The sequence below is a fragment of the Microvirga sp. 2MCAF35 genome (assembly GCF_052115545.1).
Classification (GTDB): Bacteria; Pseudomonadota; Alphaproteobacteria; order Rhizobiales; family Beijerinckiaceae; genus Microvirga.
This window is the reverse complement of sequence record NZ_JBFRGW010000003.1, coordinates 108,647-133,908: the sequence shown is the minus strand read 5'-3', so window position 1 is coordinate 133,908 and position 25,262 is coordinate 108,647. Positions and strand designations below refer to the sequence as shown.

The following is a 25,262-nucleotide window of genomic DNA, read 5'->3' as shown; positions in this document are numbered from 1 at the left end:
CATGACCGACACCGCTTCCATCAAGACCCTCCCCTTCGAGAAGGCCCTGGCCGAGCTGGAGGACATCGTCCGCCGCCTCGAGCGCGGCGATGTGCCCCTGGAGGATTCGATCGCGATCTACGAGCGCGGCGAGGCCCTGAAGAAGCATTGCGAGCAGCTCCTCAAGAAGGCCGAGGCCCGCATCGAAAAGATCACCATCGGGCCGGACGGCGCCGCTTCCGGAACGGCGCCTCTGGACGTGGCCGAATAGGCCCCGCATTCAAGGGCTGCACTTAGCAGCAGGTAGCCCTGGATGTTCCGATCATGAGGGTTCCAGCATCAACTGCCTTGCACCCTTCTTTGGCCTATGCGAACGTAATTACGTTATTGCGAGGGCTAAATGATAGCAACAGATGCAACAAGTGCGGTGAAAACGTTCGAGATCGCAGCGCAATCAAGAAATGACGACCTCTTCGTAGCTTTCGTTGGTCCTAATCACGAGACTTACAGCCGAGTCCTAGCAAAAATGCGGGCGAAGGACCCCAGCCTACGCAAAGTACCTCTGACATGGTGCTGGCCCGCATTTCTCATCACTGTTCCCTGGCTTCTTTACCGAAAACTCTATGGCTGGGCCGCTGGTCTGATCGGCGCTGTCGCTATCTTTTCGCTTGTTCTGCCGACAAACTCGACCGGCGGCACATTGGCCGTTCATGCGCTGCTCGGCATGATAGGCAAAGGGTTGTACGTCCAGCGCGCTCTTCAGCGGATTGAAAAGCTGCGCAGCCGCGCCTCCAGCGAAGAAGAGCTTGAAGCGCTCGTTAAGAAGGCTGGAGGTGTTTCGATCCCTGGCGCTGTCATCGGCACCATCCTGTTCATCGGCTTCAACGTGCTGGCTTTTGTAGACAGCTTCGCCAAGCACGGGTAACGATCGTGCCGGACTCTCTCCAGCGAGGGGGCGCCCTTCTTAGCGCTATCGTTCCCATCCTCTGGCTGGGGCTGTTGCTCACCTATGCTGCCCGATGTCGCATGACGGTCGAGGCCGTTGGAACAGCCTTTTCCGCTGGCATCCTCTCGGCTCTGACGATAGCAGTATCAATTCTCACGATCTCGACTCTAACGGCACAGGGCGATGCGATCGGCCTCAAAGGGGTTGTCGCAATCAGCTTTCTGGCTGCTGCTCTGCCCGAAGAGGCAGCGAAGCTCGCCGTTCTCGTCACGATCGTCTATCGGCATGAGGACATCCGAAGTCCTTTGGACTACATCCTGGCTGCTGGCTGGGTCGGATTGGGTTTTGCCGGTCTTGAGAATATCTTCTACGTTTTCGATGAGTTGACAGACAAGGATGGCCGATGGCTGAGCGTTGCCTTCGCTCGGGCCGCTACTGCCATCCCAAGTCACACCATCTCAGGTGTGTTGATGGGTTGCCTGCTCGCGCGAAGTGTCGATGAGAGAGCCCGCAAGACGTGGTGGGTTGCTGCCGCACTCGTCGTGCCATTCCTTCTTCACGGTCTTTATGACATCTGTGCTCTCCCCCTTCGAAAGGAGTTCGCTGGGTTCCTCACCTCTGTAGATCGGTGGCACTTTGCCTTCGGCCTTGGTGTCGTCATGACTATTGAGGCTTGGCTCACGGTCTTCCTGCTCCGCCGGGATCAGGTTATGTGGGGCAGGACAGCTCCGCTTTTAGGCGACCGATCCCGCTGGATCGAGTATTCCTTCACGGGACTCATCATCCTAACCGTTCTTATCTCTCTCGGTCTGATTGGATTCGGAATCTTCGCTGTACAGGAAAGGAACTTCGCATCCAGCTTCGCAGGTGCCGGTATAGCTTGGCTGGCGATTGTTTATGCAACACGCCTTCTTCGCCAGCCGGTCAAAGTTCATCTTTCCGATTTGACCCCCTCGTCCCAAGTCCCTATTTCAAAAGATCTGGCCTCCGGCTGAAGCTTGGCGAGTAAAACGTTGTCCACACCCCTTTTCGACTCCATCAGGACCCCGGACGATCTGCGGCAACTGTCCGAAAACCAGCTCCGGCAGGTGGCGGACGAGCTGCGGACGGAGACGATCAGCGCCGTGTCCGTCACCGGCGGACACCTGGGCGCGGGCTTAGGGGTCGTCGAGCTGACGGTGGCGCTGCATTACGTGTTCGACACGCCCCGCGACCGGCTGATCTGGGACGTGGGCCATCAGGCCTACCCGCACAAGATCCTCACGGGGCGCCGCGACCGGATCCGGACCCTGCGTCAGGCCGATGGGCTGTCGGGCTTCACCAAGCGGTCCGAGAGCGAATACGACCCCTTCGGGGCCGCCCATTCCTCCACGTCGATCTCGGCCGGCCTCGGCATGGCCGTGGCGCGGGACCTCGAGGGCAAGAAGAACAACGTGATCGCCGTAATCGGCGACGGGGCCATGTCGGCCGGCATGGCCTATGAGGCCATGAACAACGCGGGCGCCATGCATTCGCGCCTCATCGTCATCCTCAACGACAACGACATGTCCATCGCACCGCCGACCGGCGCCATGTCGTCCTATCTCGCGCGCCTCGTGTCCGGCGGGACCTATCGCGGCATCCGCGAGACAGCCAAGCAGCTGGCCAGGAAGCTGCCGAAATTCATCTACGACAAAGCCGCCAAGGCCGAGGAATTCGCCCGCGGCTTCTGGACCGGTGGCACCATGTTCGAGGAGCTCGGCTTCTACTATGTAGGCCCCATCGACGGGCACAACCTCGATCACCTGCTGCCGATCCTGAAGAACGTCCGCGACAGCGAGACCGGGCCGATCCTCGTCCATGTGGTGACCAAGAAGGGCAAGGGCTACGCACCCGCCGAGGCTGCGGCCGACAAGTATCACGGGGTCGTCACCTTCGACGTGGTGACCGGCGCGCAGACCAAGGCCAAGGCCAACGCGCCCTCCTACACCAAGGTGTTCGGCGAGAGCCTGATCAAGGAAGCGCAAGCCGACGACAAGATCGTGGCCGTCACGGCCGCCATGCCGTCGGGAACCGGCATCGACCTCTTCGGCAAGGAATTCCCCACCCGGACCTTCGATGTCGGCATCGCCGAGCAGCACGCGGTGACGTTTGCGGCCGGCATGGCCACGGAGGGCTACAAGCCGTTCTGCGCCATCTATTCTACCTTCATGCAGCGTGCCTACGACCAGGTGGTGCACGACGTGGCGATCCAGAACCTGCCCGTGCGCTTTGCCCTCGACCGGGCGGGCCTCGTGGGCGCCGACGGGGCGACCCATGCCGGTTCCTTCGATGTCGCCTATCTCGGCTGCCTGCCCAACATGGTGGTGATGGCGGCGGCCGACGAGGCCGAGCTGGTCCATATGGTAGCGACTGCTGCGGCCCATGATTCAGGCCCTATCGCGTTCCGCTATCCGCGCGGCGAAGGCGTGGGCGTCGACATGCCCGAGAAGGGCATTCCGCTCGCCATCGGCAAGGGCCGGATCGTCAAGGAGGGCAGCCGCATCGCGATCCTGTCGCTCGGCACCCGCCTCGCCGAGGCCCTGAAGGCGGCTGAGGAGCTGGAGGCGCGCGGCCTGTCCACCACGGTGGCGGATGCCCGTTTCGCCAAGCCCCTGGACGAGGAGCTGATCCTAGCGCTCGCCCGCGACCACGAGGTTCTCGTGACCGTCGAGGAAGGCTCCATCGGCGGCTTCGGCTCCTACGTGCTGCAGCTTCTCGCCGACAAGGGCGCCCTTGACCGGGGCAGCCTGAAGGTGCGCTCCATGGTCCTGCCCGACATCTACCAGGACCAGGACAAGCCCGAGCGCATGTACGCCAAGGCCGGGCTCGACGCGGCCGGGATCGTCACCAAGGTGTTCGAGGCCCTGGGGCAGGAAGAGGCGCGGAAGGTTCGGGCTTAAGCTCCAACGCCGTCATGGCCGGGCTTGTCCCGGCCATCCCGATGCTGTGAAGCGCCGCGCCTTTCCGATCGAGATCACCGGCACGAGGCCGGTGATGACGTCGAGAAGACGGAAATCGACCTCCCTTTACATGCTTAAACCGTCAGCGTCCCCGCCTTGGCGGCCGCGTAACGCTGGCCGATCTTGTTCCAGTCGAGCACGTTCCACCATGCCTTGAGGTAGTCCGGCCGGCGGTTCTGGTATTTCAGGTAATAGGCGTGCTCCCACACGTCGTTGCCCATGAGGACCCGCTGCCCGTCCATCAGAGGCGTGTCCTGGTTGGGCCGTGTCGTCAGGGCGAGCTTGCCGTCGCGGGATACGGTCACGAAGACCCAGCCGGAGCCGAACTGCCGCGTCCCGGCGGCATTGAAATCCTCCTGGAACTTCTGAAATCCGCCGAGGTCCCGGTCGACGGCGACCTTCAGCTCGCCCGTGGGCTCGCCGCCAGGGCCGCCCATGATCTGCCAGAACATGGTGTGGTTGGCGTGCCCGCCGCCGTTGTTGCGCACGGCCGTGCGGATCGACTCGGGGACCTTGCTCAGGTTCGCCAGCATCTCCTGGAGCGGCATCCTGGCCGCCTCGGCGTTCTGGGCGAGCGCCGCGTTGAGGTTGTTGACATAGGCCGCATGGTGCTTGTCATGGTGGATTTCCATGGTCAGGGCATCGATATGCGGCTCGTTCTTGGAGGGCGCATAGGGCAACGGATCGAGCTTGAACGGCCCCGTCGGGGCTTGCGCCCAGGCGCGGGGAATGGCAGCGCTGGCGGCCAGCAGGGTTGCACCGGTCAGGAGATGTCGACGGCTCAGCATGGGACCTCCGTTGGCCTGTAGGGATTGTGCACGAGAGATGTTGTAGGGCGGAACTTGGTTCCGGCATCTGAAGGGATCGTAATCCAGATGAGTTCGAGGCTTCCATGACCCGCAAGCGCGCCGATGTGGTTCTCGTCGAGCGCGGCTTCTTCGCAAGCCGCGCCCGGGCGCAGGAGGCCATTGCGGCCGGCCTCGTGACCGTGAACGGGGCCGTCATCCGCAAGGCGTCCGACGGGGTGCCGGAGGAGGCCGTCATCACGGCCTCGCAGCCGCATCCTTACGTGTCCCGCGGCGGCGTGAAGCTCGCGGCGGCGCTCGATGCGTTCCACATCGACCCGAGGGACAGGATCTGCCTCGACATCGGGGCCTCCACGGGCGGCTTCACGGAAGTGCTGCTGAAACGCGGCGCGGCCCATGTCTATGCGGTGGACGTGGGGCACGCCCAGTTGCATCCCACCATCGTGGGCAATGCGCGGGTGACCAATCTCGAAGGCACGGACGCTCGTTCGCTGAACGCCAACCTCATCCCGCAAGCGGCCGATCTCCTCGTGTCCGACGTGAGCTTCATCTCCCTGAAGCTCGTCCTGCCCCCGGCCATCGTGTTCCTGAAGCCCCGGGCGGAGCTCGCCGTTCTCGTGAAGCCGCAATTCGAGGCCGGGCGCGATCACGTGAAGAAGGGCATCGTGCGCGACGAGGCGGTGCACCGCGCCGTCTGCGAGGACCTGTCATCCTTCGTGACATCCCTCGGCTTTGAGGTTATCGGGCTCATCCCGTCGCCCATCGAGGGTGGAGACGGCAATCGTGAATTTTTGTTGGGAGCCCGCCGTGGCTGAACAGGTCATCATCAGGCGCCTCGGCGCGAAAGCCGACGGCATCGCCGACACGCCGGCTGGTCCCGTCTTCGTGCCGAAGGTGCTGCCGGGCGAAACCGTCACCATCGAGCGCGACGGATCGCATGCGCGCCTCGTCAGCGTCGACGTGGCATCGCCCGAGCGCGAGACGCCGTTCTGCCCCTATTTCGACGAATGCGGCGGCTGCGCCACGCAGCACATGAAGCACGGCTTCTATCAGGCCTGGAAGCAGGAAACGCTCGTCCACACCCTGCGCCAAGCGCGGGTCGAGGCGCCCGTCGAGCCGCTTATCGACGCCCATGGCGAAGGGCGCCGCCGCGTGACGCTGCATGTGCGCTTTCCCGACCGCGCCATGCATGTGGGCTTCATGGCTCCGCGCAGTCACCAGATCGTCGAGATCGCCTTCTGCCCCATCACGGAACCCGCGCTGCGGGAGAAGGCGCCCGCCGTCGCGCGTGTGATCGGCGAACACCTGAAAGGCCCGCGCAAGCCGCTCGACGTCCAGATCACCACGACGCAGACCGGCTTCGACGTGGACGTGCGCGGCTATGGCCCCCTGAAGGATCAGGACCGCCTTCGCCTCATCGATCTCGCAGCGAGCCTCGACCTCTCGCGTCTGTCGGTCCACGGCGACGTGATCGTCGAGCGGCGCCCGCCCGCGATCATGATGGGCCGCGCCGCTGTCGTTCCGCCCGCGGGCTCGTTCCTGCAGGCAACGCAGCTCGGCGAGGAGACGCTCGCCAACCTCGTCATGGACGCCTGTGCACGCGCCAAGCGCGTGGCCGATCTCTTTGCCGGAGCAGGCCCCTTCGCGCTGCGGCTCGCGGAGAAGGTGGACGTGCATGCAGTGGAATTCGACAAGGGCGCGATGACGGCGCTCGAGAAGGCCGCGCGCGCGACGCCCGGCCTGCGCCGCGTCACGACCGAAGCGCGCGACCTCTTCCGCCGTCCTCTGCTGACGCCGGAGCTCAACACATACGATGCCGTCGTGCTTGACCCGCCGCGCGCGGGCGCGGAGGCGCAGGCGAAGCAGCTTGCCGTGTCGAAAGTCCCGCTCGTCGTCAGCGTCTCCTGCGACGCCGCCACCTTTGCGCGCGATGCCGCGATCCTGATGAGCAGCGGCTACCGCCTGGAACGTGTGATCCCCGTCGACCAGTTCAAGCACTCGCCGCATCTCGAGGTCGTGGGAATTCTGCGGCGGGACGTGGTGAAGAAGCGGCGGTAATCCGATCCGTCACCTCCACCCTCTCACTCTCCTACCCACTCACGTCATCACCGGCCTCGTGCCGGTGATCCCGATAATTTGAGGCAACTGCGCTTCACAGAAGCGGGATGGCCGGCACGAGGCCGGCCATGACGGCGTGGGTGTCATTCCCGGGAGGACGCGTCCGCGAAGGGGAAAGGAATCCATAGCGCTGAGCGTGAAAGTGGATCCCCTTCCCGGCCTATGGCCGCCGGGGATGACAACGGAGCACTTCTCCTAGAACAAGCTTCCCTGCTCATCCTCGTCGCTGGAAAGCGACTTCTTCGCCTTCGGCTTCCTCTCTTTCACCGGCGCAGGCTCCGGCCGCGCGAGCGGTTCCATCAGGCTGGGATCGTCGTTCTCGACCTTGTTTACGCGGCTGGAGACCGGCACCAGGTCGAGCCACTCGTCGGGACAGGGACGCACGAGGCGCATCACGTCGGCGCGCTCGTCACGGACGTCGAGCCATGTGGCGATGCCGTCTTCGGAGAGGATCACCGGCATGCGGTCGTGCACGGCGGAGAGCGTGCCGTTGGCATCGGTGGTGACGATGGCGGCAGTGTCGATCTCCGCGCCGTCCGGGCTCATATAGGTTTCCCACAGGCCCGCCATCGGCATGGGCTTGCGGCTGCGCGGGCGGATCAGGAAAGGCGTTTTCTCCCGCCCTTCCCGCCGCCATTCATAGAACCCGTCGGCGAGGAAGATGCAGCGCCGGCGCTTCAGAGCCGCCTTGAAAGTCGGCTTGGTCTCCAATGTTTCGCCGCGCGCGTTGATGACGAGAGGAAAATCCTTCGGGTCCTTCACCCAGGAGGGCAGGAAGCCCCAGCGCACCAGCATGAAATGCCGCTCGCCCCGATCCTCCAGCACGATCGGCACCGGCTGCGTGGGAGCCACGTTGTAGCGCGGAGGGAAATTCGGCTGTTCGGAATAGCCGAAGAAGTCCCGATAGGTCTCCGGAGGAAGCGTGATCGCATAGCGTCCGCACATGGTCTTGTCCTCTCGTTCCTGCCCGTCATGGCCGGCCTTGTGCGGCCATCTCGATTGTTTGAGGCGCCGCGCTCTTCCTCATCGGGAGCACCGGCACAAGGCCGGTGATGACGACCGTGGAGCGCCTCTCATCCCTCATCCTGAGGAGCCGCGCAGCGGCGTCTCGAAGGATCCCTCAGTGAGCACTGGAACCGCCCTCGCCCTTCGAGACGGTCGCTTCCGTAACCTCCTCACGATGAGGGCTTAAGTGGAACTTGCTCCCAATGCTAAAGCCATCGCTTCCAGCGGAAGTAGAGATAAGGCAGCACGGCGGCGAGCACCATCAGCATGATGGCCCAGGGATAGCCGAACTCCCAATCGAGTTCCGGCATGAGCTTGAAGTTCATGCCGTAGAGCGACGACACCAGGGTCGGCGGCAGGAAGATCACCGACATGACCGAGAAGATCTTGATGATGTCGTTCTGCTCGATGGTGACGAGGCCGAGCGTGGCGTCGAGCAGGAACTGGATCTTGTTGGACAGGAACGTCGCGTGTTCCTCGATGGATTGCACGTCGCGCAAAGCGGTGCGCCATTCCGTCTTGTAGCCCGCCGTCTTCTGCGGACGCGGCATGCTGGCGGACAGGAACAGCAGCATGCGCTCCACCGATACCATGCTCTCCCGCACGTTGGAGATGACGTCGCCCTTGCGGCCGATGGATTTCAGCGCCACCCGATAGGAAGCGGCGCGGCGTGCGCCCTGCTTCTCGTTCTCGAAGATCGATTGCGACAGGCGGTCGATGCGGGTCCCGACGGTGCCCAGGATCTCGGCCGCCCGGTCGATGATGGTCTCGAGCAATCCGTCGAGCACCGCCTCGGGCTGATGCCGGCAGCCGCCCGGCTTGACGGCGCGCGCCATGAACATGCTGAAGGAGCGCGGTTCGCCATAGCGCACCGTCACGAGAGCCCGCTCAGTCAGGATGAACGACACGTCGATCAGCTTCGGATTGTCCGTGTCGGAACTGCACAGCACGCGCGCCGTCATGTAGCGTGCGTTGTTCTCGTGATAGAGGATCTCGGAGGGCTCGATATCGGCCATCTCTTCCTTGGTCGGGATCTCGATGCTGAGATGGGCCTCGACGAGCCTGTCCTCGTCCTTGGTCGGATCGACCAGATCGATCCACAGCGCATCCTGCGGGATCGGATCGCCCGGCGGGAGCACCTGTCGGTCGAGGGACTCGCCCATCGGACCTTTTACCTGCGCCGGCCTGTGGATCACAATCATACGCGTACCTGTTCCTTGAAAGCCATATCGTTTCCGATCGACGCAGGCTTTGTACTCCCACCGGATCGCCATGTCATTCCCGGCCCTTCGCCACGGGGAGTGACACCCGCCACGTCATGGCCGGCCTTGTGCCGGCCATCCCGATCGGAAGAGCGCCGCACCTCTCCGGTCGGGATCACCGGGACAAGCCCGGTGATGACATGGGAGGGTATTCACCGGCCGGAGTAAAGCGGATCAACCTAACCCAAAGATGACAGCGACGGCGTGTCGTCCGGCACGAAGAAATCAGGCGCGAGGGGCTGGCTCGGATCAACCCGGTATTTCTCGAAATCGGTCACGCCCTCACTGTTCAGGAACACATCGTCGATGAGGAAATGGCCCGAGAAGTTTTTCGAGGGTTTTTGGAAGATCGCATGGGCCGCATCGGCCAGGATCTCCGGGGTGCGGCTCGCCTGCACGAGGGCATCGCCGCCGAGCAGGTTCCTGATGGCGCTCGTGGCGATGGTCGTGCGCGGCCAGAGTGCGTTGACGGCAATCCCCTTGCCTCGCAGTTCGCCCGCCAGTCCGAGCACGCACAGGCTCATGCCGTATTTGGCGAGCGAATAGGCCAGATGCGGCGCGAACCATTTCTCGCTCATGTCGAGAGGCGGCGAGAGCATGAGGATGTGGGGGTTCTCGGCCTTTTCCAGATGCGGGATGGCGTATTTCGAGACCATGTAGGTGCCGCGCGTGTTGATCTGGTGCATCAGATCGAAGCGTTTCATGTCGGTCTGGGGCGTCGGCGTCAGGCTGATGGCACTCGCATTGTTGACCACGATGTCGAGGCCGCCGAAGGTCTCGACCGTTTTCGCGATAGCCCCCTTCACGGCCTCCTCGTCGCGCACGTCGACCAAGAGCGGCAGGGCCTTGCCGCCCGCCGCCTCGATCTCGTCCGCGGCCGTGTAGATGGTGCCGGGCAGTTTCGGGTGCGGCTCGGCCGTCTTGGCCGCGACGACCACATTCGCGCCGTCCCGGGCCGCACGAAGGCCGATGGCAAGGCCGATGCCGCGCGAGGCGCCGGTGATGAACAGGGTTTTTCCGTTGAGGTTCATGGGATCAGCCCGCCAGCGCGAGGTTTGCGTCCTGCAGGAAGCCTGAGCCGCCCATCACCGTCTCCTCCAGGCCCCTGGCGCCGACCGCGATGTTCTCGGCGAAGAAGCGGCAGAGCGCGATGCGACCCGCATGGGCGGGATCCGTGTCGCCCGCGGCCGCCTGCGCCCGCGCGGCGAGCGCCATCTCGGCCAGCGCCGTGCCGCCCTGCGCCAGGGCGAAGAGGCGTAAGTATGGCGTCGCGCCGGCCAGGGCCTCGCCCTGCGCGTTGGACGAGACCGCCTGCAGCAGGTAGCCCGTCGCCCGGTCCAGGCTCTCGACCGCATCGCGCAGGCGCGGCGCGGTCGCGCCGAAGGCGGGTGTCCCCTCCTTCAGGAGGCGCGTGACCGTGGCCCGCATGGATGCGATCTGCCCCCGCACGGTCTCGCCGCCGGAGAGCGGCAGCTTGCGGGTCACCAGATCGATGGCCTGGATGCCGTTGGTGCCCTCGTAGATCGGCGCGATGCGCGCATCGCGAAAATGCTGCGCGGCCCCCGTCTCCTCGATGAAGCCCATGCCGCCATGCACCTGCAATCCGAAGGAAGACACCTCCACGCCGATATCGGTCGAGAAGGCCTTCGCCACCGGCGTGAGCAGGGAGGCGCGTTCGTTCGCTTTTTTCCTGCGCGCGGGATCTTCTTCGAGATGCGCGCGGTCGATGGCCTCGGCCGTCATGTAGCAGATGGCGCGGGCAGCGGCCGTGAGCGCCTTCATGGTGAGCAGGCTGCGCTGCACGTCCGGATGCACGGCAATCGGGCTCATGCCCTCGGCGGCCCCGATGGCGCGGCCTTGCTTGCGTTCATGGGCATAGGCCAGTGCCTGCTGATAGGCGCGCTCGGCGATGGCGACCCCCTGCAGGCCCACGGCGAGGCGCGCGTTGTTCATCATCGTGAACATGCAGGCGAGGCCCTTGTTCTCCTCTCCCACGAGCCAGCCGACTGCGCCGCCCTCGTCGCCGAAGATCATCGTGCAGGTGGGCGAGGCGTGGATTCCGAGCTTGTGCTCGATGGAGTGGCAGCGCACGTCGTTGCGCGTGCCGTCGGGTAGGAACTTCGGCACCAGGAAGAGCGAGATGCCACGCGTGCCGGCCGGTGCATCGGGCAGACGCGCGAGCACGAGGTGGACAATGTTGTCGGTGAGATCGTGCTCGCCATAGGTGATGAAGATCTTCTGGCCGGTGATGCGATAGGTGCCGTCGCCCGCAGGCTCGGCGCGAGAGCGGATCGCCGCAAGATCTGAGCCGGCCTGCGGCTCCGTGAGGTTCATGGTCGCGGTCCATTCGCCGGAGACGAGCTTTTCGAGATAACGGCTCTTCAGGTCGTCCGAGGCATGCCGGACCATCGCCTCGATCGCCCCCATGGTCAGCACGGGGCCGATGCCGAAGGCCATGGAAGCGGCGTTCCACATCTCGACGCAGGCCGAATTGAGGAGCGTTGGCAGGCCCTGCCCGCCATATTCCACCGGACCTGGCAGCGCATTCCAACCGGCTTCCGACCAAGCCCTGTAGGCCTGTTTCCAGCCGGGCGCCGTGGTCACCTGGCCATCCTTGAAGACGGCTCCATGCCAGTCGCCTTCGCGATTGAGGGGCGCGATCACGTCGTTGGCGAAGCGGCCGGCTTCGTCCAGGATGGTTTCGGCCAGATCGGCGGAAAGGTCGCCATAGACGCCGTCGGCCATGGCCCGGTCGAGGCCCGCCACATGCCGCATGGTGAAGACGATATCCGGAACAGGCGCGCGGTAGGTCATCAAGGTTTCCTCTCAAACACGGGGCTTTTCATGTTGACGCGTGTTCTCGCGCCGTTAAACCCGCCCGGCAAGGGCAAAAGCCCCGTCGGAAAAGGATAGTTTAGACGTGAACGATCACGGGTCAATGCGCCAAACGGAGCGTCTGGCGGCCGATGCGGCGGGTCTTGCCCGGGCGGCGGACATCCTGCGGCGCGGCGGCCTCGTGGCCTTCCCGACGGAAACGGTCTACGGCCTGGGCGCCGACGCGACCGACGCGGAGGCGGTGGCCGGGATCTATGCCGCCAAGGAACGTCCGAGCTTCAACCCGCTGATCTCCCATCTGGGCAGCTTCGAATCCGCCAAGAGCCAGGGCATCTTCGACGAAACGGCCACCCGGCTGGCGGAGGCCTTCTGGCCCGGTCCCCTGACCCTCGTGGTGCCGGTCGCTCCCACCTGCACGATCTCGGATCTCGCCCGCGCCGGCCTCGACAGCGTCGGCCTGCGGGTGCCGGCCCATCCCCTCGCCCATGCGCTTCTCGAACGGACGGGCCGCCCGGTGGCCGCGCCCTCGGCCAACCGCTCGGGCCGCGTGAGCCCGACCGATGCGGACCATGTGCTGGGGGACCTCGACGGGCGGATCGACGCAGTGCTTGACGGGGGCGCCGCCCAAGTCGGCGTCGAATCCACCATCGTCTCGTGCCTCGGCGGCACGCCGCGCCTGCTGCGTCCGGGCGGCGTACCCCGCGAGGCCATCGAGGCGCTGATCGGCAGGAAGCTGGAGACGGCTGGCGAGGTAGGCTCCGGCCCGCTCGCTCCCGGCATGCTGGCCTCGCACTATGCTCCGCGGGCACAGGTGCGCCTGAACGCGACAAGCATCCGGCCAGGAGAAGCAGCGCTGCTCTTCGGCCCGGAAGTTCCTCAGGGCGCCGAGGCGGCCCAGGCCGCCCTGAACCTCAGCAAAAACGGCGACCCCGTGGAGGCCGCCGCTCATCTGTTTTCCTATCTCAGGCAACTCGACGCTTCCAGCGCCGCGACCATTGCGGTGAGCCCCATCCCGGAGACCGGCCTGGGCGAAGCGATCAACGACCGGCTGAGGCGAGCCGCGGCGGAGCGGTAGATGCTCTGAACCGCACCATGTCGTCACCGGCCTTGTGCCGGTGACCCCGATTGATTGAGGCTCGGTGCTCTAAAGAAGCGGGATGGCCGGCACAAGGCCGGCCATGACGTATGAGGTCGTTACTTCGCAGCGAGCTTCGCGGCGATCTGGGCGACGTGCCGGCCCTGGAAGCGGGCGCCGTCGAGATCGATCTCGGTCGGCTGGCGCGAGCCGTCGCCGGCGGCGATGGTTGAGGCACCGTAGGGCGAACCGCCACGGATCTGATCGACGCCCATCTGGCCCTGGAAGGAATAGGGCAGGCCGACGACCACCATGCCGTGGTGCAGGAGCACCGGAAGCGTGGTGAGGATCGTGGCTTCCTGGCCGCCGTGCTGGGTGGCCGTCGAGGTGAAGACCGAGCCGACCTTGCCGATGAGCTTGCCTTGCGCCCACAGGGCGCCGGTCTGGTCGAGGAAGTTCTTCATCTGCGCCGTCATGGTGCCGTAGCGGGTGGGCGTGCCGATGATGATGGCGTCGTATTCGGGCAGCTCCTCGACGGTGGCGATGGGAGCCTTCTGGTCGGTCTTGTAGTGAGCGGCCTGCGCCACTTCAGTGGGGACGAGCTCCGGCACGCGTTTCACCACGACCTCGGCGCCGGCCTCGCGGGCGCCCTCGGCAGCGGCATAAGCCATCTGCTCGATATGCCCCCAGGACGAATAATACAGTACCAAAACCTTGGTCATGTGAACTCCGATGGATTGAGATTGGAACGGCGCACCCGGCTTCCGGCTCGCATAGGCTTCAGCTGGAAAAGGGTTGCCGGCTGCTGTTGACGCAAGGGAGGATAAGCTTTCCCTGCTGCAAAACCAGTGTTACATTTGCAGGAACTCTCTTGCGGGAATGCAAACCGATGACCAAGCAGCAGCATCTCGACTGGGACGATTTCAAGCTCGTGAAGATCATCGCCGAGGCCAGCGGCCTCGCCGGTGCCGCCGAACGGCTAGGCGTCAACCACTCGACGGTCTTCCGCAGGCTCGGTCAGATGGAGGAGAATCTCGGCGTCAAGCTCTTCGAGCGTCACCGCACCGGATACGTGCTCACTCCGGCCGGGGAAGAGATGTCGGCGCTGGCCGAGCAGATGGACGAGAACGTCACCGCCTTCACCCGCAAGCTCGCGGGTCAGGCCGTGGCGCCGACGGGCGAGTTGCGGGTCACGACCAACGACACGCTCCTCGTCCATCTTCTGACCCCGATCTTCGCCCGCTTCATCACCGCATGTCCCGAGATGCGGCTCGACGTGGTGCTCGCCAACCAGGCGCTCAATCTATCCAAGCGCGATGCGGACGTGGCGATCCGCGCCACCGACGATCCGCCGGAGACGCTCGTTGGACGCCGCGTCGCGACGATTGCCTGGGCGATCTACGGGCGGGCTGAGGATTTCCCCGATGTCAGGGGCCCAGACGACGTGAACCTCGCCGATCTGTTCGACCGTCACTGGGTCGCGCTCGGCGACAACCTGGCACCCATGAAGGCGGCCCGTTTCGTGCGTGAGCACGTGGCGCCGGACAACATCGTCTACAAGGTCAATACGGTGCTCGGTCTGGCGGAATCGGTCCAGGCCGGAACCGGCATCGGTCCCCTGCCCTGTTTCATCGCGGATTCGAATCCCGATCTCGTCCGTCTGTCGGAGATAAAGCCGGAATTCTCGGCGGGCCTGTGGCTCCTGACCCATCCCGATCTGCGCCAATCGGCCCGCGTGCGCGCCTTCATGGATTTCATGGCGGCCGAGATCACCAGACAGAAGAGATGGATTGAGGGAGTCGGGAAGAAAGTATCAGACCCGGTTCCGGCGGTTTAGTTCGCAGCTGTCGCTTCGCAACCTGTCCACGTCATGGCCGGCCTTGTGCCGGCCATCCCGATGCGAAGAACGCCGCACTTCATCGAAGCGAGATCACCGGCACAAGGCCGGTGATGACATCGAGAGGCAAGACACAGCGTCGCTACAGGTTAGCCAATCTCCACCACCACGCGTCCCTTGATCTTTCCCTCGACGATCGCCCTCCCTGCCTCCAACACCTGATCGAGCGGGATCGTCGATGTCATGGCCGCGAGCTTGTCATGGTCGAGTTCACGGGCGATCCGATTCCAGGCCTCGGTCCGCAGGGCCTTCGGCGCCATGACCGAATCGACCCCGAGCAGCGCCACGTTGCGTAGGATGAAGGGCGCAACGGTTACCGGCAGGTCCATCCCGCCCGCGAGGCCGCAGGCGGCAATCGCGCCGCCGTATTTCGTCATTGACAGGACGTTGGCGAGGGTCGTCGAACCGACCGTATCGACGCCTGCGGCCCAGCGCTCCTTGGCGAGCGGCCGCCCTGAAGCGGAGAGTTCGCTGCGGTCGAGAATCTCGGCGGCTCCGAGACCTCTCAGATAGTCGGCCTCCTCCGGCCGTCCGGTGGAGGCGACCACGTGCCAACCGGCCTTGGCGAGCAACGCCACCGCCACCGAGCCGACACCGCCGACCGCGCCCGTCACGATGGCAGGCCCGCGATCGGGGCTCAGGCCATGGCGCTCCAGGGCCATGAGGCAGAGCATCGCCGTGTAGCCCGCCGTGCCGACCGCCATGGCCTGAAGGGGCGAAAGGCCTTGCGGGAGCGGAATCAGCCACTCGCCCCTGACGCGCACCTTCTCCGCGTAGGCGCCGAGATGGGTCTCGCCCAGGCCCCAGCCGTTGAGCACCACCGCATCGCCGGGCTTGAAATCGGGATTCGTGGAGGCTTCCACCGTGCCGGCGAGATCGACGCCGGGAATCATGGGAAAGCGACGCACCACCGGCGCCTTGCCGGTGATCGCGAGGCCGTCCTTGTAGTTCAGCGTCGAGTGCGACACGCGTACGGTCACGTCGCCGTCCATGAGATCCGCCTCGTTGAAGGACCGGATCTCGACGCTTTGACCGGCTTCGTTCTTGTCGATGACGATGGCTTTGAACGTGCTCATGGCGCTTCCTCCCCGGTCCATTTGTGGCGCGGCCGGTGACCGGGGCAAGCGGAAAGACCTTAGCCCTTCGGAGCAGTCCGAAGCTTACTCCGCCGGTTGCAGGGCCGGCCCGCGCTGCACGGGCTGTTCCTTGATCGGCAGGTTGATCAGGGCGGAGGCGAGACCCAGCAGAACCGAGAGCCACCAGACCGCGCTGTAATTACCGTTGATCTCATAGAGCAGGCCGCCGAGCCACACCCCGAGGAAGCCGCCGACCTGATGCGAGAAGAACGCGAAGCCGTAGAGCATGGCCATGTAGCGCGTGCCGAACATCAGCATCACGAGCGAGGATGTGGGCGGCACGGTGGAGAGCCACAAAACGCCGATGGAGACGCCGAACAGGATTGAGCTGAGAGGCGAAGCCGGGACCAGGATGAAGGCGGCGATCGCCACCGAGCGGCCGAGATAGATCCAGGCGAGCAGCCAGCGCTTCGACATGCGCGTGGAAAGCCAGCCCGAAGCGAGCGAGCCGACCGCATTGGCAAGGCCGATAGTGGCAAGCGTCCATCCGCCGACGGCCGCCGAAAGGCCGGCGTCCTTGAGATAGGCCGGCAGGTGCACGGTGATGAAGGCGAGCTGGAAGCCGCAGGTGAAGAAGCCGAGCACCAGCAGCACATAGGAGCGGTGCCGGAAGGCTTCCGTCAGGGCCTGCTTGATCGACTGGTTCGGCAGCGCGGCCGCTCCGGCCTGGGCCGAATCGGCGGTCGGCCGCGTGGCGAGCGCAAGCGCCAGGGGCATGACGATGAGGACGCTTGCCGCGAAGACCAGTAGGGCCTGATGCCAGCCGAAGCTGTCGATCAGCACGTTGCCGATGGGCGGGAACAGGAACTGGCCGAAGGATCCCGCCGCCGTGCCTGCGCCGAAGGCCATGGGCCGCCACTTCTCCGGCAGGAGCTTGCCGAAGGCGCCGAGCACCAGATTGAACGAGCAGCCGGACAGACCGAAGCCGATGAGCACGCCGGCGCCGAGATGCAACATGCCGGGCGTGGTCGCATAGGCCATCACGACGAGGCCGAGGGCATAGAGAAGCGCACCTACGCAGAGGACCCGGAACGCCCCGAACCGATCCGCCACCGCTCCGGCGAAGGGCTGGCCCAGGCCCCAGAGCAGGTTCTGGATCGCGATGGCGAACCCGAACGTATCGCGCCCCCAGCCGTATTCCGTGATCATGGGGAGCTGGAACAGGCCGGAGGATGCCCGCGGCCCGAAGGTGATGAGGGCGATCAGGCAGCCGCAGACAACGATGAGTTCCGGCGAAAAACGAGAACGAGCGGGAGAAGCGGACATGCTCACGGCCCTCAGGGGAGGCAACAAGGGTGCGCAGACTATCCCAACTCATGCATCAGCAACATTGAAAGTTTGTAGGCTTTGGTATGATGAAACGTGATGGATGAAGAAGGCTCGGAAAGTCTCCGGCCTTCGCACGCATTCAAACCACAAAAAAATCCTGGTGGCCGAGCTTCAGGTTCTTGTCGAGGGTGGCGAACTTCACCGGCGCGGCGGCGCCGGTGCCATCGGAATCGTAGGAGAGCGCTCCGGTTTTCCTGTCATAGACGATCCGATCCTCCCGATCCTGCGCTTTCGCGGCTCGAACGAACATGTCGGCCTTGAGAACCTTCGGGGCGGACGCGTTGCCGGCGCCCAGCTTTGTGAAGATCCTGTTCTCGAGCAGGATCGAATCATGGACGGGATTGAAATCGTAGATCCGGTCGATGTTCGCACCCTTGCCGATCTTGCTGTCGAACAAGAAGCTGTCCCGGTCCGCTCCGCCGTAGAGCCTGTCGTCGCCAGCTCCTCCCTGAAGGGTGTCGTCGCCTGCGCCGCCAAGGAGCGTGTCGTTGCCGCCATTACCCTTCAGCAGGTTCGCGGTGGAATTGCCCTGCAGCCTGTCGGCGTAGCGCCCGCCGAACGCATTCTCGACCGTCACACCATTTGCAATCGTATAGCCGCCCGCGACACCGTTTTCGCGGGAGACGAAGCCTCCTGCATGGGGATCGCCCTGCAGCAGCGTCGCGGGGCGAAGATCGATGACAACGCCCGCATAGGCACGCGCCGCGGTGATCGTGTCCTGTCCGCCTGAATCCCAGAGGCAGTACCATCCCCGCTCGTCGACATACCCATTCCAGGTCGGCAACGCATAGACGTCGTTCCCCTGGCCCGTCTCCATGTTCTTTCCATAGAGAGTCTGCAAGGCGGCAATATCGAAAGCACCAAGCCCGGCCTGGTTGCCATAGGTCGGATCGTAGCCGGCGCCGTCCCAGCCAGTGTTGTAGGACATGATCGTCCAAATGCCCTGGTTCAGACCGTTCTGCCCCGTCGAGAACGAATCCTTGACGCCCGGAAAGGTAGTCGCGTCCTCGTCTGTGCCGCCATCATGCGGATGGGCCAGTCCCATTCCATGACCCAGTTCGTGCAGCACGGTATTGAGTGCATCGCCACCGAAATAGAAGCTGTTCCATGTGGGCGCAGCAGGATCGAAATATCCCCAGACCTGCTCGTTGTCCGGCAATTCGTGCAATCCGAGCGTATCGCCGGCCAAACCCGTCTTCCACCAGACGATGTCGGCGTCCGCAGCGGAGCTGGCGAACTCGAATGTCAGGCCGCAGACGCTTTCGTAGACCTGGGCCGCATAATCGAAGGCGGACTTCTCGGTGTCGGTCCAGTTCTGAGCCGACGCGCCGCTCGTCAGAATATCGCTGGGGCCGTGAACGGCGCTCGCCGCCGCGAAATCCGCACTCTGGCCGAACCAGACCTTGATCGGACCGCGCGTGATGTCCCAGGCCGAGCCGCCCCAGATGAGGGAATCCACATAGGCATTGCCATAACCGGAACCCGGAACGGAACCTCGGATGCTCGCCACGTTATCCTCGCCTTCGATGCCGCACCCTGATGTTCTAGTATTTTATCACGTTTCTCCAAGTGCCGAAGCGCACGCGTGAGGGATCCCTCTCAGGTCTGCCCGGGCTTGAGCTTGTAGAAGATGTGACGGCCGATCACGTCCATCTTCTTCAGGCGGCGGGCCCAGTAGGGCTTCACGTAATCCGCATGGTAATGGGTCGCGCCACCCACATCGGCCAGGTACGTCTTGCCTTCGAGCACGGCGCTCGCGACGGTCTTGGCGCGGTCCCAGGACTCCGCATCGCGAATGCGAAGAGCCTTGCCCTCGCAGGCGAAGGTGAACTGGCAGGCGAGATGGCGGTGTCGGTTCTGGTAGACGACGCCGCAGATGCTGGACGGATAAAGTCCGCTCTTCACCCGGTTGAGCACCACCTGGGCCACGGCCGCCTGCCCCTCCAGGGATTCACTGCGGGCCTCGAAATAGACGGCCTCGGCGAGACAACGCTGCTCTTTGCTCACGTTGTCCGGATCGATCAGGTCGGCATAGCGGGGACGATCCGCATCGTCGCCCTTCGGCAGGATCGTCAGGGCTCCGTAGCCGCCACGGTCGAGGCGCGGCGATTGCAGGGATACGGGCGCCGCTGCAATCTCGATGGGCGTTGTCTCGACCGCAGCCGGTGTCGACGAAGACAGGGCGATGGCGCGCTTGACCATGGGGGTCGTTGGACTCGCCGCAGCTCCGGTCGAGCCGGCCGCGGCAGCCGCCGGCGACTGCACGGAGGTGGTCTGACGCGTCGTAGTGTATTCTGGCGTCTCCCAGGGCTCGAAAACCTGCTCAGTCTCCGGCGCCTCAAGCTGGCCTTCCATGAGGACTGTCGGCGGCAGGAGCCGCTCGTCGTGGCTGTAGAGCAGCCGCGCGCCGGTCACATGCTCGAGCGTGGGACGCAATTGCTTGGCCCGGCGGGACAAGGTGGCATGCGGCGCGACCAGCGGGCTTCCCTTCAGCGCACGGTCCACGACGGGATCGGGTCCCGCATCGGCCTTCCTGTCGGCCTTGAGGGGCTCTGAATCGGCCGTTTCATCGGGCAGGTCATAGCGCGGCATGGAGCGAAGGATGTCGCGGTCGATTCCCAGCTTTCCATCGGCGATGGAAGCGCCAGTGGGCGGGATGAGCGCAGTCTCGACGAGACGGGCGGTCGCGCTGCGCGGCGTGAAGCTGACGCCGGAATGCAGGTCGTTGCTGGCCGAGGCCGTGAACGAGATCAGGAGACCGGTCGCCAGCGCCCAGGGAGCCGTCGTGGCGCAGATCCATTTCACTCGAGAACGACGATACGGAAGACGCACGCGCAACACCCTGCAAAAACTCGTGAACATCACGGAGCATCCAGCAGGAGGGCTCCGATGTCTTAAAGTTATCGCGGGTTAAGGTTGATGGGTGGTTAAGGCTGGCCTCCCCTCATCCGGCCATGGCTGCGGCAGCCTGACGCTTCTCGGCAAGGCACCGCAGAGCCGAACCCGTTTCAGGATCGGCCGGGAAGAACGCCTCGATGGCGAGTTCCGAGAGAGTGACGTCCACGGGCGTTCCGAAGATCGTCGTGGTACTGAAGAGCGTCAGCACACCCTCTTCCGCCTGGAGTTGGAGCGGCACGACGATGCCGGCATAATCGTGGTTCGTCTTTGATCCACGCGCCGCCGCATCCGGGGTCGGATAGGCCCGCAGCTCCTCGATCAGAGCGGCCAGAACCGCATCGCCCGTCGCATCCACCTGACGGTGCAGGCGATGGACCAGATGGTTGCGCCATTCGGTGAAGTTCACAATGCGCCGCGCGAGACCGGCCGGGTGGATGCTCAGGCGCAGCACGTTGACGGGCGGCTTCATCAGCGCCGGATCCACGTCGCCGATCAGCGACACGAGAGCATCGTTCGCGGACACGAGCGACCAGTGCCTGTCGACCGCAAGTGCGGGATAGGGATCGTGTCCCTTCAGCACGAGATCGACCGCCTGGCGCATGCTGGCAAGGGCCGGATCGTCCAGGGAGCGCTGCGAATAAACCGGCGCGAAGCCCGCCGAGACCAGCATGATGTTGCGCTCGCGCAGGGGCATGTCGAGTTTCTCCGCAAGCAGCAGCACCATTTCCCGGCTCGGCTGCGAGCGGCCAGTCTCGAGGAAACTCAGATGCCGCGTTGAAATCTCAGCTTCGAGGGCGAGATCCATCTGGCTGAGGCGACGGCGCTGACGCCATTCACGTAGATAATCGCCCACATGTCGGTCGGTGTTCACGGGTCGGGTGCTCGCTGTTGTCATGAGCGGACCATAACGTGACACGCGTTCATCTTCCATGACCTCGGAGGTAATCGACCGCGTTCAATCATTGCGAAATCCTGCATCCACGGTTGAGGCCTTCAGCCGATCGATGACAGGAGACAACCATGATGAATATCCAATCCTCCCCGCTTCTTCGCCAGGCTCTCTTAGCCGATGCCACCACAAGCGCCGCCTTCGGCCTCATGCTGCTGATCGGCGCCGGAGCCTTGAGCGGCATCTTCGGCCTGCCGGAGATGCTCCTGCGTGTCGCGGGCCTGGTTCTCCTGCCTTACGCGGCGTTCATCGGCTGGCTCGGCCTGCGGGAGCAGATCCAGAAGCCGGTGGCCTGGGCCGTGGTGCTAGGCAATGCCCTCTGGGTCCTCGACAGCGCCCTGCTGCTGATGAGCGGCTGGGTGTCGCCGACGAGCGCAGGCTATGCCTTCGCGATCGCGCAGGCGCTCGTGGTGCTGATGTATGCGGAATTCCAGTATGTCGGCCTGCGGCGCTCGACGCAAGCGATGGCGTGATCATCCATGCATCGCACGTCATCCCTCGCGCGGGAAAAGAGGAGGCGAAGGCTGGAAGCGAGTTCACCACGCAAGTCGCCTCCACACGTCATCACCGGCCTTGTGCCGGTGATCTCGATCGGAAGAACTATCCTCTCGTATCCCGCCCATTGAACGGGACAGGCTTGATCTCTGCCAGGTCCACCGTTTCCAGACAGCGCACGTTGATAGCAGCCATGGCTTCGCCCGTCGGCTGCTTGCCTTCGCCGAAGGTTGCCGATCCGCAGGTGGAGCAGAAGCGATGCTGGATGGTGTGCGTGTTGAATGTATAGGTGGAGAGATCCTCCTCGCCGCGAATGACATTCAAGGCACCGCGCGGCACGAAGGTGAGCAGATAGCCTTTCCGGCTGCAGATGGAGCAGTTGCACTCGATGACCTGATCGAGATCCGTCTCGACCTCGTACGCCACCTTGCCGCAATGACATGAGCCCTTGTGCAGCGCCATTTCCCGTCCCCTTCGATTTTGTTAGTCGAAAGCTATCATCAGCGTCACGATCAGGCCAGCGCCGATCACCGCCACGAAGCGATCGCCCATGGTGAGCGGCTCCGCCCTGCCCTGAACGGCGAGCTGGCCGATCGCGAGATCCAGGATCAGCGACACGGCGAAGGGCCACGCGGCCGGCGGCACGACCATCTGCTGCCAAGCCGGATTGAGGCGTGCGACGTAACCGAGGACGATGCCGGAAACCAGCACCGTCCCGATATAGAGAAGGCGGGAGCGAGACAGGACCATTTACGCCTGGCTCGTAGCCTTGTTTCCGAGCGCGGCCTGCGCGGCCGCAAGACGCGCAATCGGTACGCGGTAGGGCGAGCAGGACACGTAGTCGAGCCCAACCGACTGGCAGAAATGGATCGACGCCGGATCGCCGCCGTGCTCGCCGCAGATTCCGAGCTTGATATCGGCCCGAGTCTGCTTGCCGCGTTCGACCGCAAGCCTCACCAGCTCGCCCACGCCCTCCTGGTCGATGGTCACGAACGGATCAGCGGGCAAAAGCCCCTTCTGCGTGTACGGCCCCAGGAACGAGGCCGCGTCGTCGCGCGAGATGCCGAGCGTGGTCTGCGTCAGATCGTTGGTGCCGAAGGAGAAGAACTCCGCCGATTGAGCGATCTCGCCCGCGCGCAGCGCGGCGCGCGGCAGCTCGATCATCGTGCCGATCTGGTACTCGACCGCAACGCCGCATTCCTTGGCCACGGCCTCCGCCATGGCGACGATGCGCGCCTTGACGAGGTCGAGCTCCGCCTTCGTCATCACCAGCGGCACCATCACCTCCGGCACCACCGGCCGGCCGGTCTGCCGGCCCGCCTCCACGGCCGCCTCGAAGATGGCGCGCGCCTGCATCTCGGCGATCTCAGGATAGGCGACAGCCAGGCGGCAGCCGCGGAAGCCGAGCATCGGGTTGAACTCGTGCAGCTCGATGGCGCGGCGCTTGAGCTTGTCGACGGGCGCGTTCATCGCCCGTGCCACTTCCTCCATCTCGGTATCCGTGTGCGGCAGGAACTCGTGCAGCGGCGGATCGAGCAGGCGGATCGTGACGGGCAGGCCGCTCATGATCGTGAAGAGTTCCACGAAATCCTGGCGCTGCATGGGGAGCAATTTGGCAAGTGCTGCCCGGCGGCCCGCCTCGTCGTCGGACAGGATCATCTCGCGTACGGCGATGATGCGGTCGCCCTCGAAGAACATGTGCTCGGTGCGGCACAGCCCGATGCCCTCGGCCCCGAAGCTGCGGGCGGTCTTGGCGTCGAGCGGCGTCTCGGCATTAGCCCGCACCTTCATCCGGCGCACCGTGTCGGCCCAGCCCATCAGCGTGGCGAACTCGCCCGACAGCTCAGGCTCCAGCATCTTCACCTGGCCCAGCAGCACCTGGCCGTTGGAGCCGTCGATGGTCAGCACCTCGCCCTTCTTGAGCGTCTGGCCGGCGACGGTGAGCGTCTGCGCGGCATAATCGACGCGAATCGAGCCTGCGCCCGACACACAGGGCTTGCCCATGCCGCGGGCGACCACCGCCGCGTGCGAGGTCATGCCGCCGCGCGTGGTGAGAATGCCCTCGGCCGCATGCATGCCGTGGATGTCCTCCGGCGAGGTCTCGACGCGCACCAGGATGACCTTCTGGCCGGCCTTCTTGGCCGCTTCCGCATCGTCCGAGTTGAACACGATCGCGCCCGAGGCGGCGCCGGGCGAGGCTGGCAGGCCGGAGGCCAGGATCTTGCGCTCGGCCTTCGGATCGATGGTGGGATGGAGCAACTGGTCGAGGGCGGCTGGCTCGACGCGGGTGATCGCCTCTTCCTGGGTGATCAGGCCTTCCGAGGCCAGCTCCACGGCGATGCGCAGGGCCGCCTTCGCGGTGCGCTTGCCGTTGCGGGTCTGGAGCATCCAGAGCTTGCCGGTCTCGACCGTGAATTCCATGTCCTGCATGTCACGGTAGTGCTTCTCGAGAATGCCGTAGATGCGCACCAGCTCGGCGTAGGCGTCCGGCATCGCCTGTTCCATGGAGGGCTTGTCTGAGCCCGAGGCGATGCGTGCGGCTTCCGTGATGTCCTGCGGTGTGCGGATGCCGGCCACCACGTCCTCGCCCTGGGCATTGATCAGGAACTCGCCGTAGAGCAGCTTCTCACCGGTGGAGGGATTGCGCGTGAAGGCCACCCCGGTGGCCGAGGTCTCGCCCATGTTGCCGAACACCATGGCCTGCACGTTGACCGCGGTGCCCCAGCTGGCCGGGATGGCGTGCAGCTCGCGGTACTTGATGGCGCGGCTGTTCATCCAGGAGCCGAACACGGCCCCGATGGCGCCCCAGAGCTGCTCCTGCGGATCCTGCGGGAAGGGCCTTCCGAGTTCCTTCTCGACCAGGGCCTTGTAGCGCGGCAGGATCGCCTGCCAGTCGGCGGCGGTCATGTCGGTGTCGAGCGAGTAGCCCTTGCGGTCCTTGTACTCGTCGAGGATCTCCTCGAAATGGTGGTGCTCGAGGCCGAGCACCACGTTGGAATACATGGTGATGAAGCGGCGATAGCTGTCATAGGCGAAGCGCTCGTCGCCCGCGCCCTTGGCGAGCGCCCCGACGGTGACGTCGTTGAGGCCGAGATTGAGCACAGTGTCCATCATGCCCGGCATGGACGCGCGGGCGCCGGAGCGGACGGAGACGAGAAGCGGGTTCTCGGCATCGCCGAAGGTGCGTCCGGTGAGCGTGCCGACGGCCGCCAGCGCAGCCTCGACCTGGGCTTTGAGCTCCGGCGGATAGGCGCGGCCGTGGTCGTAGTAGTAGGTGCAGACTTCCGTCGTGATGGTGAAGCCCGGAGGCACCGGCAGGCCCAGATTGGACATCTCGGCCAGATTGGCGCCCTTGCCGCCCAGCAGGTTCTTCATCCCCGCTTGGCCCTCGGCCCGACCATCCCCGAAGGTATAGACCCACTGCGTCATCGCTCGATCCCCTGGCTCCGAATACGCCCTGCTGCAGCGCAGGTGTTGGCTTGAAACATATGGGACCCAAACGCAAGCTGAACAGCCGAGGTATCATCCAAGAAGGTTGGCAAGAGGGCGGG

The 25,262-nt window shown here is 64.7% G+C and carries 23 protein-coding genes; 9 read left to right on the top strand and 14 right to left on the bottom strand.

What is annotated here, in order from left to right:
- Window position 1 precedes the first annotated feature (1 nt).
- The 4 genes from AB4097_RS02665 (at window position 2) to dxs (ending at window position 3,846) form a co-directional block, all read left to right on the top strand.
- On the top strand, window positions 2-250 hold the full coding sequence (locus AB4097_RS02665; protein ID WP_009764792.1) for an exodeoxyribonuclease VII small subunit: 249 nt from the start codon (window positions 2-4) through the stop codon (window positions 248-250).
- Window positions 251-379: 129 nt separating this feature from the next.
- Window positions 380-904: a DUF2628 domain-containing protein gene (locus AB4097_RS02660; RefSeq protein WP_442036989.1), complete on the top strand. Its 525-nt coding sequence runs from the start codon at window positions 380-382 to the stop codon at window positions 902-904.
- Window positions 905-1,005: 101 nt separating this feature from the next.
- Window positions 1,006-1,920 (top strand): PrsW family glutamic-type intramembrane protease, encoded by a 915-nt coding sequence (locus AB4097_RS02655; RefSeq protein WP_442036987.1) that lies wholly within the window; start codon window positions 1,006-1,008, stop codon window positions 1,918-1,920.
- An 18-nt stretch (window positions 1,921-1,938) separates the two neighbouring features.
- Window positions 1,939-3,846, top strand: coding sequence for a 1-deoxy-D-xylulose-5-phosphate synthase (dxs, locus tag AB4097_RS02650; RefSeq protein ID WP_442036985.1), 1,908 nt, complete (start codon window positions 1,939-1,941; stop codon window positions 3,844-3,846).
- 134 nt (window positions 3,847-3,980) lie between these two features.
- Here dxs and AB4097_RS02645 read toward each other — a convergent pair whose 3' ends face one another.
- Window positions 3,981-4,694: a superoxide dismutase gene (locus tag AB4097_RS02645; RefSeq protein WP_442036983.1), complete on the bottom strand. Its 714-nt coding sequence runs from the start codon at window positions 4,692-4,694 to the stop codon at window positions 3,981-3,983.
- A gap of 104 nt (window positions 4,695-4,798) precedes the next feature.
- Between AB4097_RS02645 and AB4097_RS02640 the strand changes: the two genes are divergently transcribed.
- Window positions 4,799-5,527 (top strand): TlyA family RNA methyltransferase, encoded by a 729-nt coding sequence (locus tag AB4097_RS02640; RefSeq protein ID WP_442036981.1) that lies wholly within the window; start codon window positions 4,799-4,801, stop codon window positions 5,525-5,527.
- Window positions 5,520-6,770 carry a class I SAM-dependent RNA methyltransferase gene (locus AB4097_RS02635; protein ID WP_442036979.1) on the top strand — a complete coding sequence of 417 codons (1,251 nt, stop codon included), beginning with the start codon at window positions 5,520-5,522 and terminating at the stop codon, window positions 6,768-6,770. Before AB4097_RS02640 ends, AB4097_RS02635 begins: the two co-directional genes overlap by 8 nt.
- A gap of 255 nt (window positions 6,771-7,025) precedes the next feature.
- On the opposite strand, the gene AB4097_RS02630 is transcribed toward AB4097_RS02635, so the two are convergent.
- The 4 genes from AB4097_RS02630 to AB4097_RS02615 all read right to left on the bottom strand — a co-directional run bounded on the left by AB4097_RS02630 (window position 7,026) and on the right by AB4097_RS02615 (window position 11,911).
- A complete protein-coding gene (locus AB4097_RS02630; protein ID WP_442036977.1) occupies window positions 7,026-7,775 on the bottom strand; it encodes an SOS response-associated peptidase in 750 nt (249 codons plus the stop codon).
- A 266-nt stretch (window positions 7,776-8,041) separates the two neighbouring features.
- Window positions 8,042-9,037: a magnesium transporter CorA family protein gene (locus AB4097_RS02625; protein ID WP_442036975.1), complete on the bottom strand. Its 996-nt coding sequence runs from the start codon at window positions 9,035-9,037 to the stop codon at window positions 8,042-8,044.
- A gap of 239 nt (window positions 9,038-9,276) precedes the next feature.
- Window positions 9,277-10,128 carry an SDR family oxidoreductase gene (locus AB4097_RS02620; protein WP_442036973.1) on the bottom strand — a complete coding sequence of 284 codons (852 nt, stop codon included), beginning with the start codon at window positions 10,126-10,128 and terminating at the stop codon, window positions 9,277-9,279.
- 4 nt (window positions 10,129-10,132) lie between these two features.
- Window positions 10,133-11,911: an acyl-CoA dehydrogenase gene (locus AB4097_RS02615; RefSeq protein WP_442036971.1), complete on the bottom strand. Its 1,779-nt coding sequence runs from the start codon at window positions 11,909-11,911 to the stop codon at window positions 10,133-10,135.
- Window positions 11,912-12,035: 124 nt separating this feature from the next.
- Here AB4097_RS02615 and AB4097_RS02610 point away from each other — a divergent pair, with 124 nt between their 5' ends.
- Complete coding sequence (locus AB4097_RS02610) at window positions 12,036-13,007, top strand: L-threonylcarbamoyladenylate synthase (RefSeq protein ID WP_442036969.1); 972 nt, start codon at window positions 12,036-12,038, stop codon at window positions 13,005-13,007.
- Between the two features lie 119 nt (window positions 13,008-13,126).
- Here the strand turns inward: AB4097_RS02610 and wrbA are convergent, their stop codons facing one another.
- A complete protein-coding gene (wrbA, locus tag AB4097_RS02605; protein WP_442036967.1) occupies window positions 13,127-13,729 on the bottom strand; it encodes an NAD(P)H:quinone oxidoreductase in 603 nt (200 codons plus the stop codon).
- A 167-nt stretch (window positions 13,730-13,896) separates the two neighbouring features.
- Between wrbA and AB4097_RS02600 the strand changes: the two genes are divergently transcribed.
- A complete protein-coding gene (locus AB4097_RS02600) occupies window positions 13,897-14,844 on the top strand; it encodes a LysR family transcriptional regulator (protein WP_442036965.1) in 948 nt (315 codons plus the stop codon).
- 149 nt (window positions 14,845-14,993) lie between these two features.
- Here AB4097_RS02600 and acuI read toward each other — a convergent pair whose 3' ends face one another.
- The 5 genes from acuI to AB4097_RS02575 form a co-directional block, all read right to left on the bottom strand.
- Window positions 14,994-15,980 carry an acrylyl-CoA reductase (NADPH) gene (gene acuI, locus AB4097_RS02595; protein WP_442036963.1) on the bottom strand — a complete coding sequence of 329 codons (987 nt, stop codon included), beginning with the start codon at window positions 15,978-15,980 and terminating at the stop codon, window positions 14,994-14,996.
- A gap of 84 nt (window positions 15,981-16,064) precedes the next feature.
- Window positions 16,065-17,306 carry an MFS transporter gene (locus AB4097_RS02590; protein ID WP_442036961.1) on the bottom strand — a complete coding sequence of 414 codons (1,242 nt, stop codon included), beginning with the start codon at window positions 17,304-17,306 and terminating at the stop codon, window positions 16,065-16,067.
- Between the two features lie 142 nt (window positions 17,307-17,448).
- Window positions 17,449-18,879: a M10 family metallopeptidase gene (locus AB4097_RS02585; protein ID WP_442036959.1), complete on the bottom strand. Its 1,431-nt coding sequence runs from the start codon at window positions 18,877-18,879 to the stop codon at window positions 17,449-17,451.
- Between the two features lie 89 nt (window positions 18,880-18,968).
- Entirely contained in the window at window positions 18,969-20,174 is a 1,206-nt protein-coding gene (locus AB4097_RS02580) for a cell wall hydrolase (protein ID WP_442036957.1), read from the bottom strand.
- A gap of 139 nt (window positions 20,175-20,313) precedes the next feature.
- Window positions 20,314-21,138 carry a helix-turn-helix domain-containing protein gene (locus tag AB4097_RS02575; RefSeq protein WP_442036956.1) on the bottom strand — a complete coding sequence of 275 codons (825 nt, stop codon included), beginning with the start codon at window positions 21,136-21,138 and terminating at the stop codon, window positions 20,314-20,316.
- A 149-nt stretch (window positions 21,139-21,287) separates the two neighbouring features.
- Here AB4097_RS02575 and AB4097_RS02570 point away from each other — a divergent pair, with 149 nt between their 5' ends.
- Complete coding sequence (locus AB4097_RS02570; RefSeq protein ID WP_442036954.1) at window positions 21,288-21,689, top strand: hypothetical protein; 402 nt, start codon at window positions 21,288-21,290, stop codon at window positions 21,687-21,689.
- Window positions 21,690-21,816: 127 nt separating this feature from the next.
- Here the strand turns inward: AB4097_RS02570 and AB4097_RS02565 are convergent, their stop codons facing one another.
- Genes AB4097_RS02565 through ppdK form a run of 3 tightly spaced genes read right to left on the bottom strand, consistent with a single transcriptional unit; the run spans window position 21,817 to window position 25,140 of the window.
- Entirely contained in the window at window positions 21,817-22,173 is a 357-nt protein-coding gene (locus AB4097_RS02565) for a GFA family protein (protein WP_442036952.1), read from the bottom strand.
- Window positions 22,174-22,194: 21 nt separating this feature from the next.
- Window positions 22,195-22,461: a hypothetical protein gene (locus AB4097_RS02560; protein ID WP_442036950.1), complete on the bottom strand. Its 267-nt coding sequence runs from the start codon at window positions 22,459-22,461 to the stop codon at window positions 22,195-22,197.
- Window positions 22,462-25,140: a pyruvate, phosphate dikinase gene (ppdK, locus tag AB4097_RS02555; protein ID WP_442036948.1), complete on the bottom strand. Its 2,679-nt coding sequence runs from the start codon at window positions 25,138-25,140 to the stop codon at window positions 22,462-22,464. It lies immediately after the preceding gene.
- Window positions 25,141-25,262 lie beyond the last annotated feature (122 nt).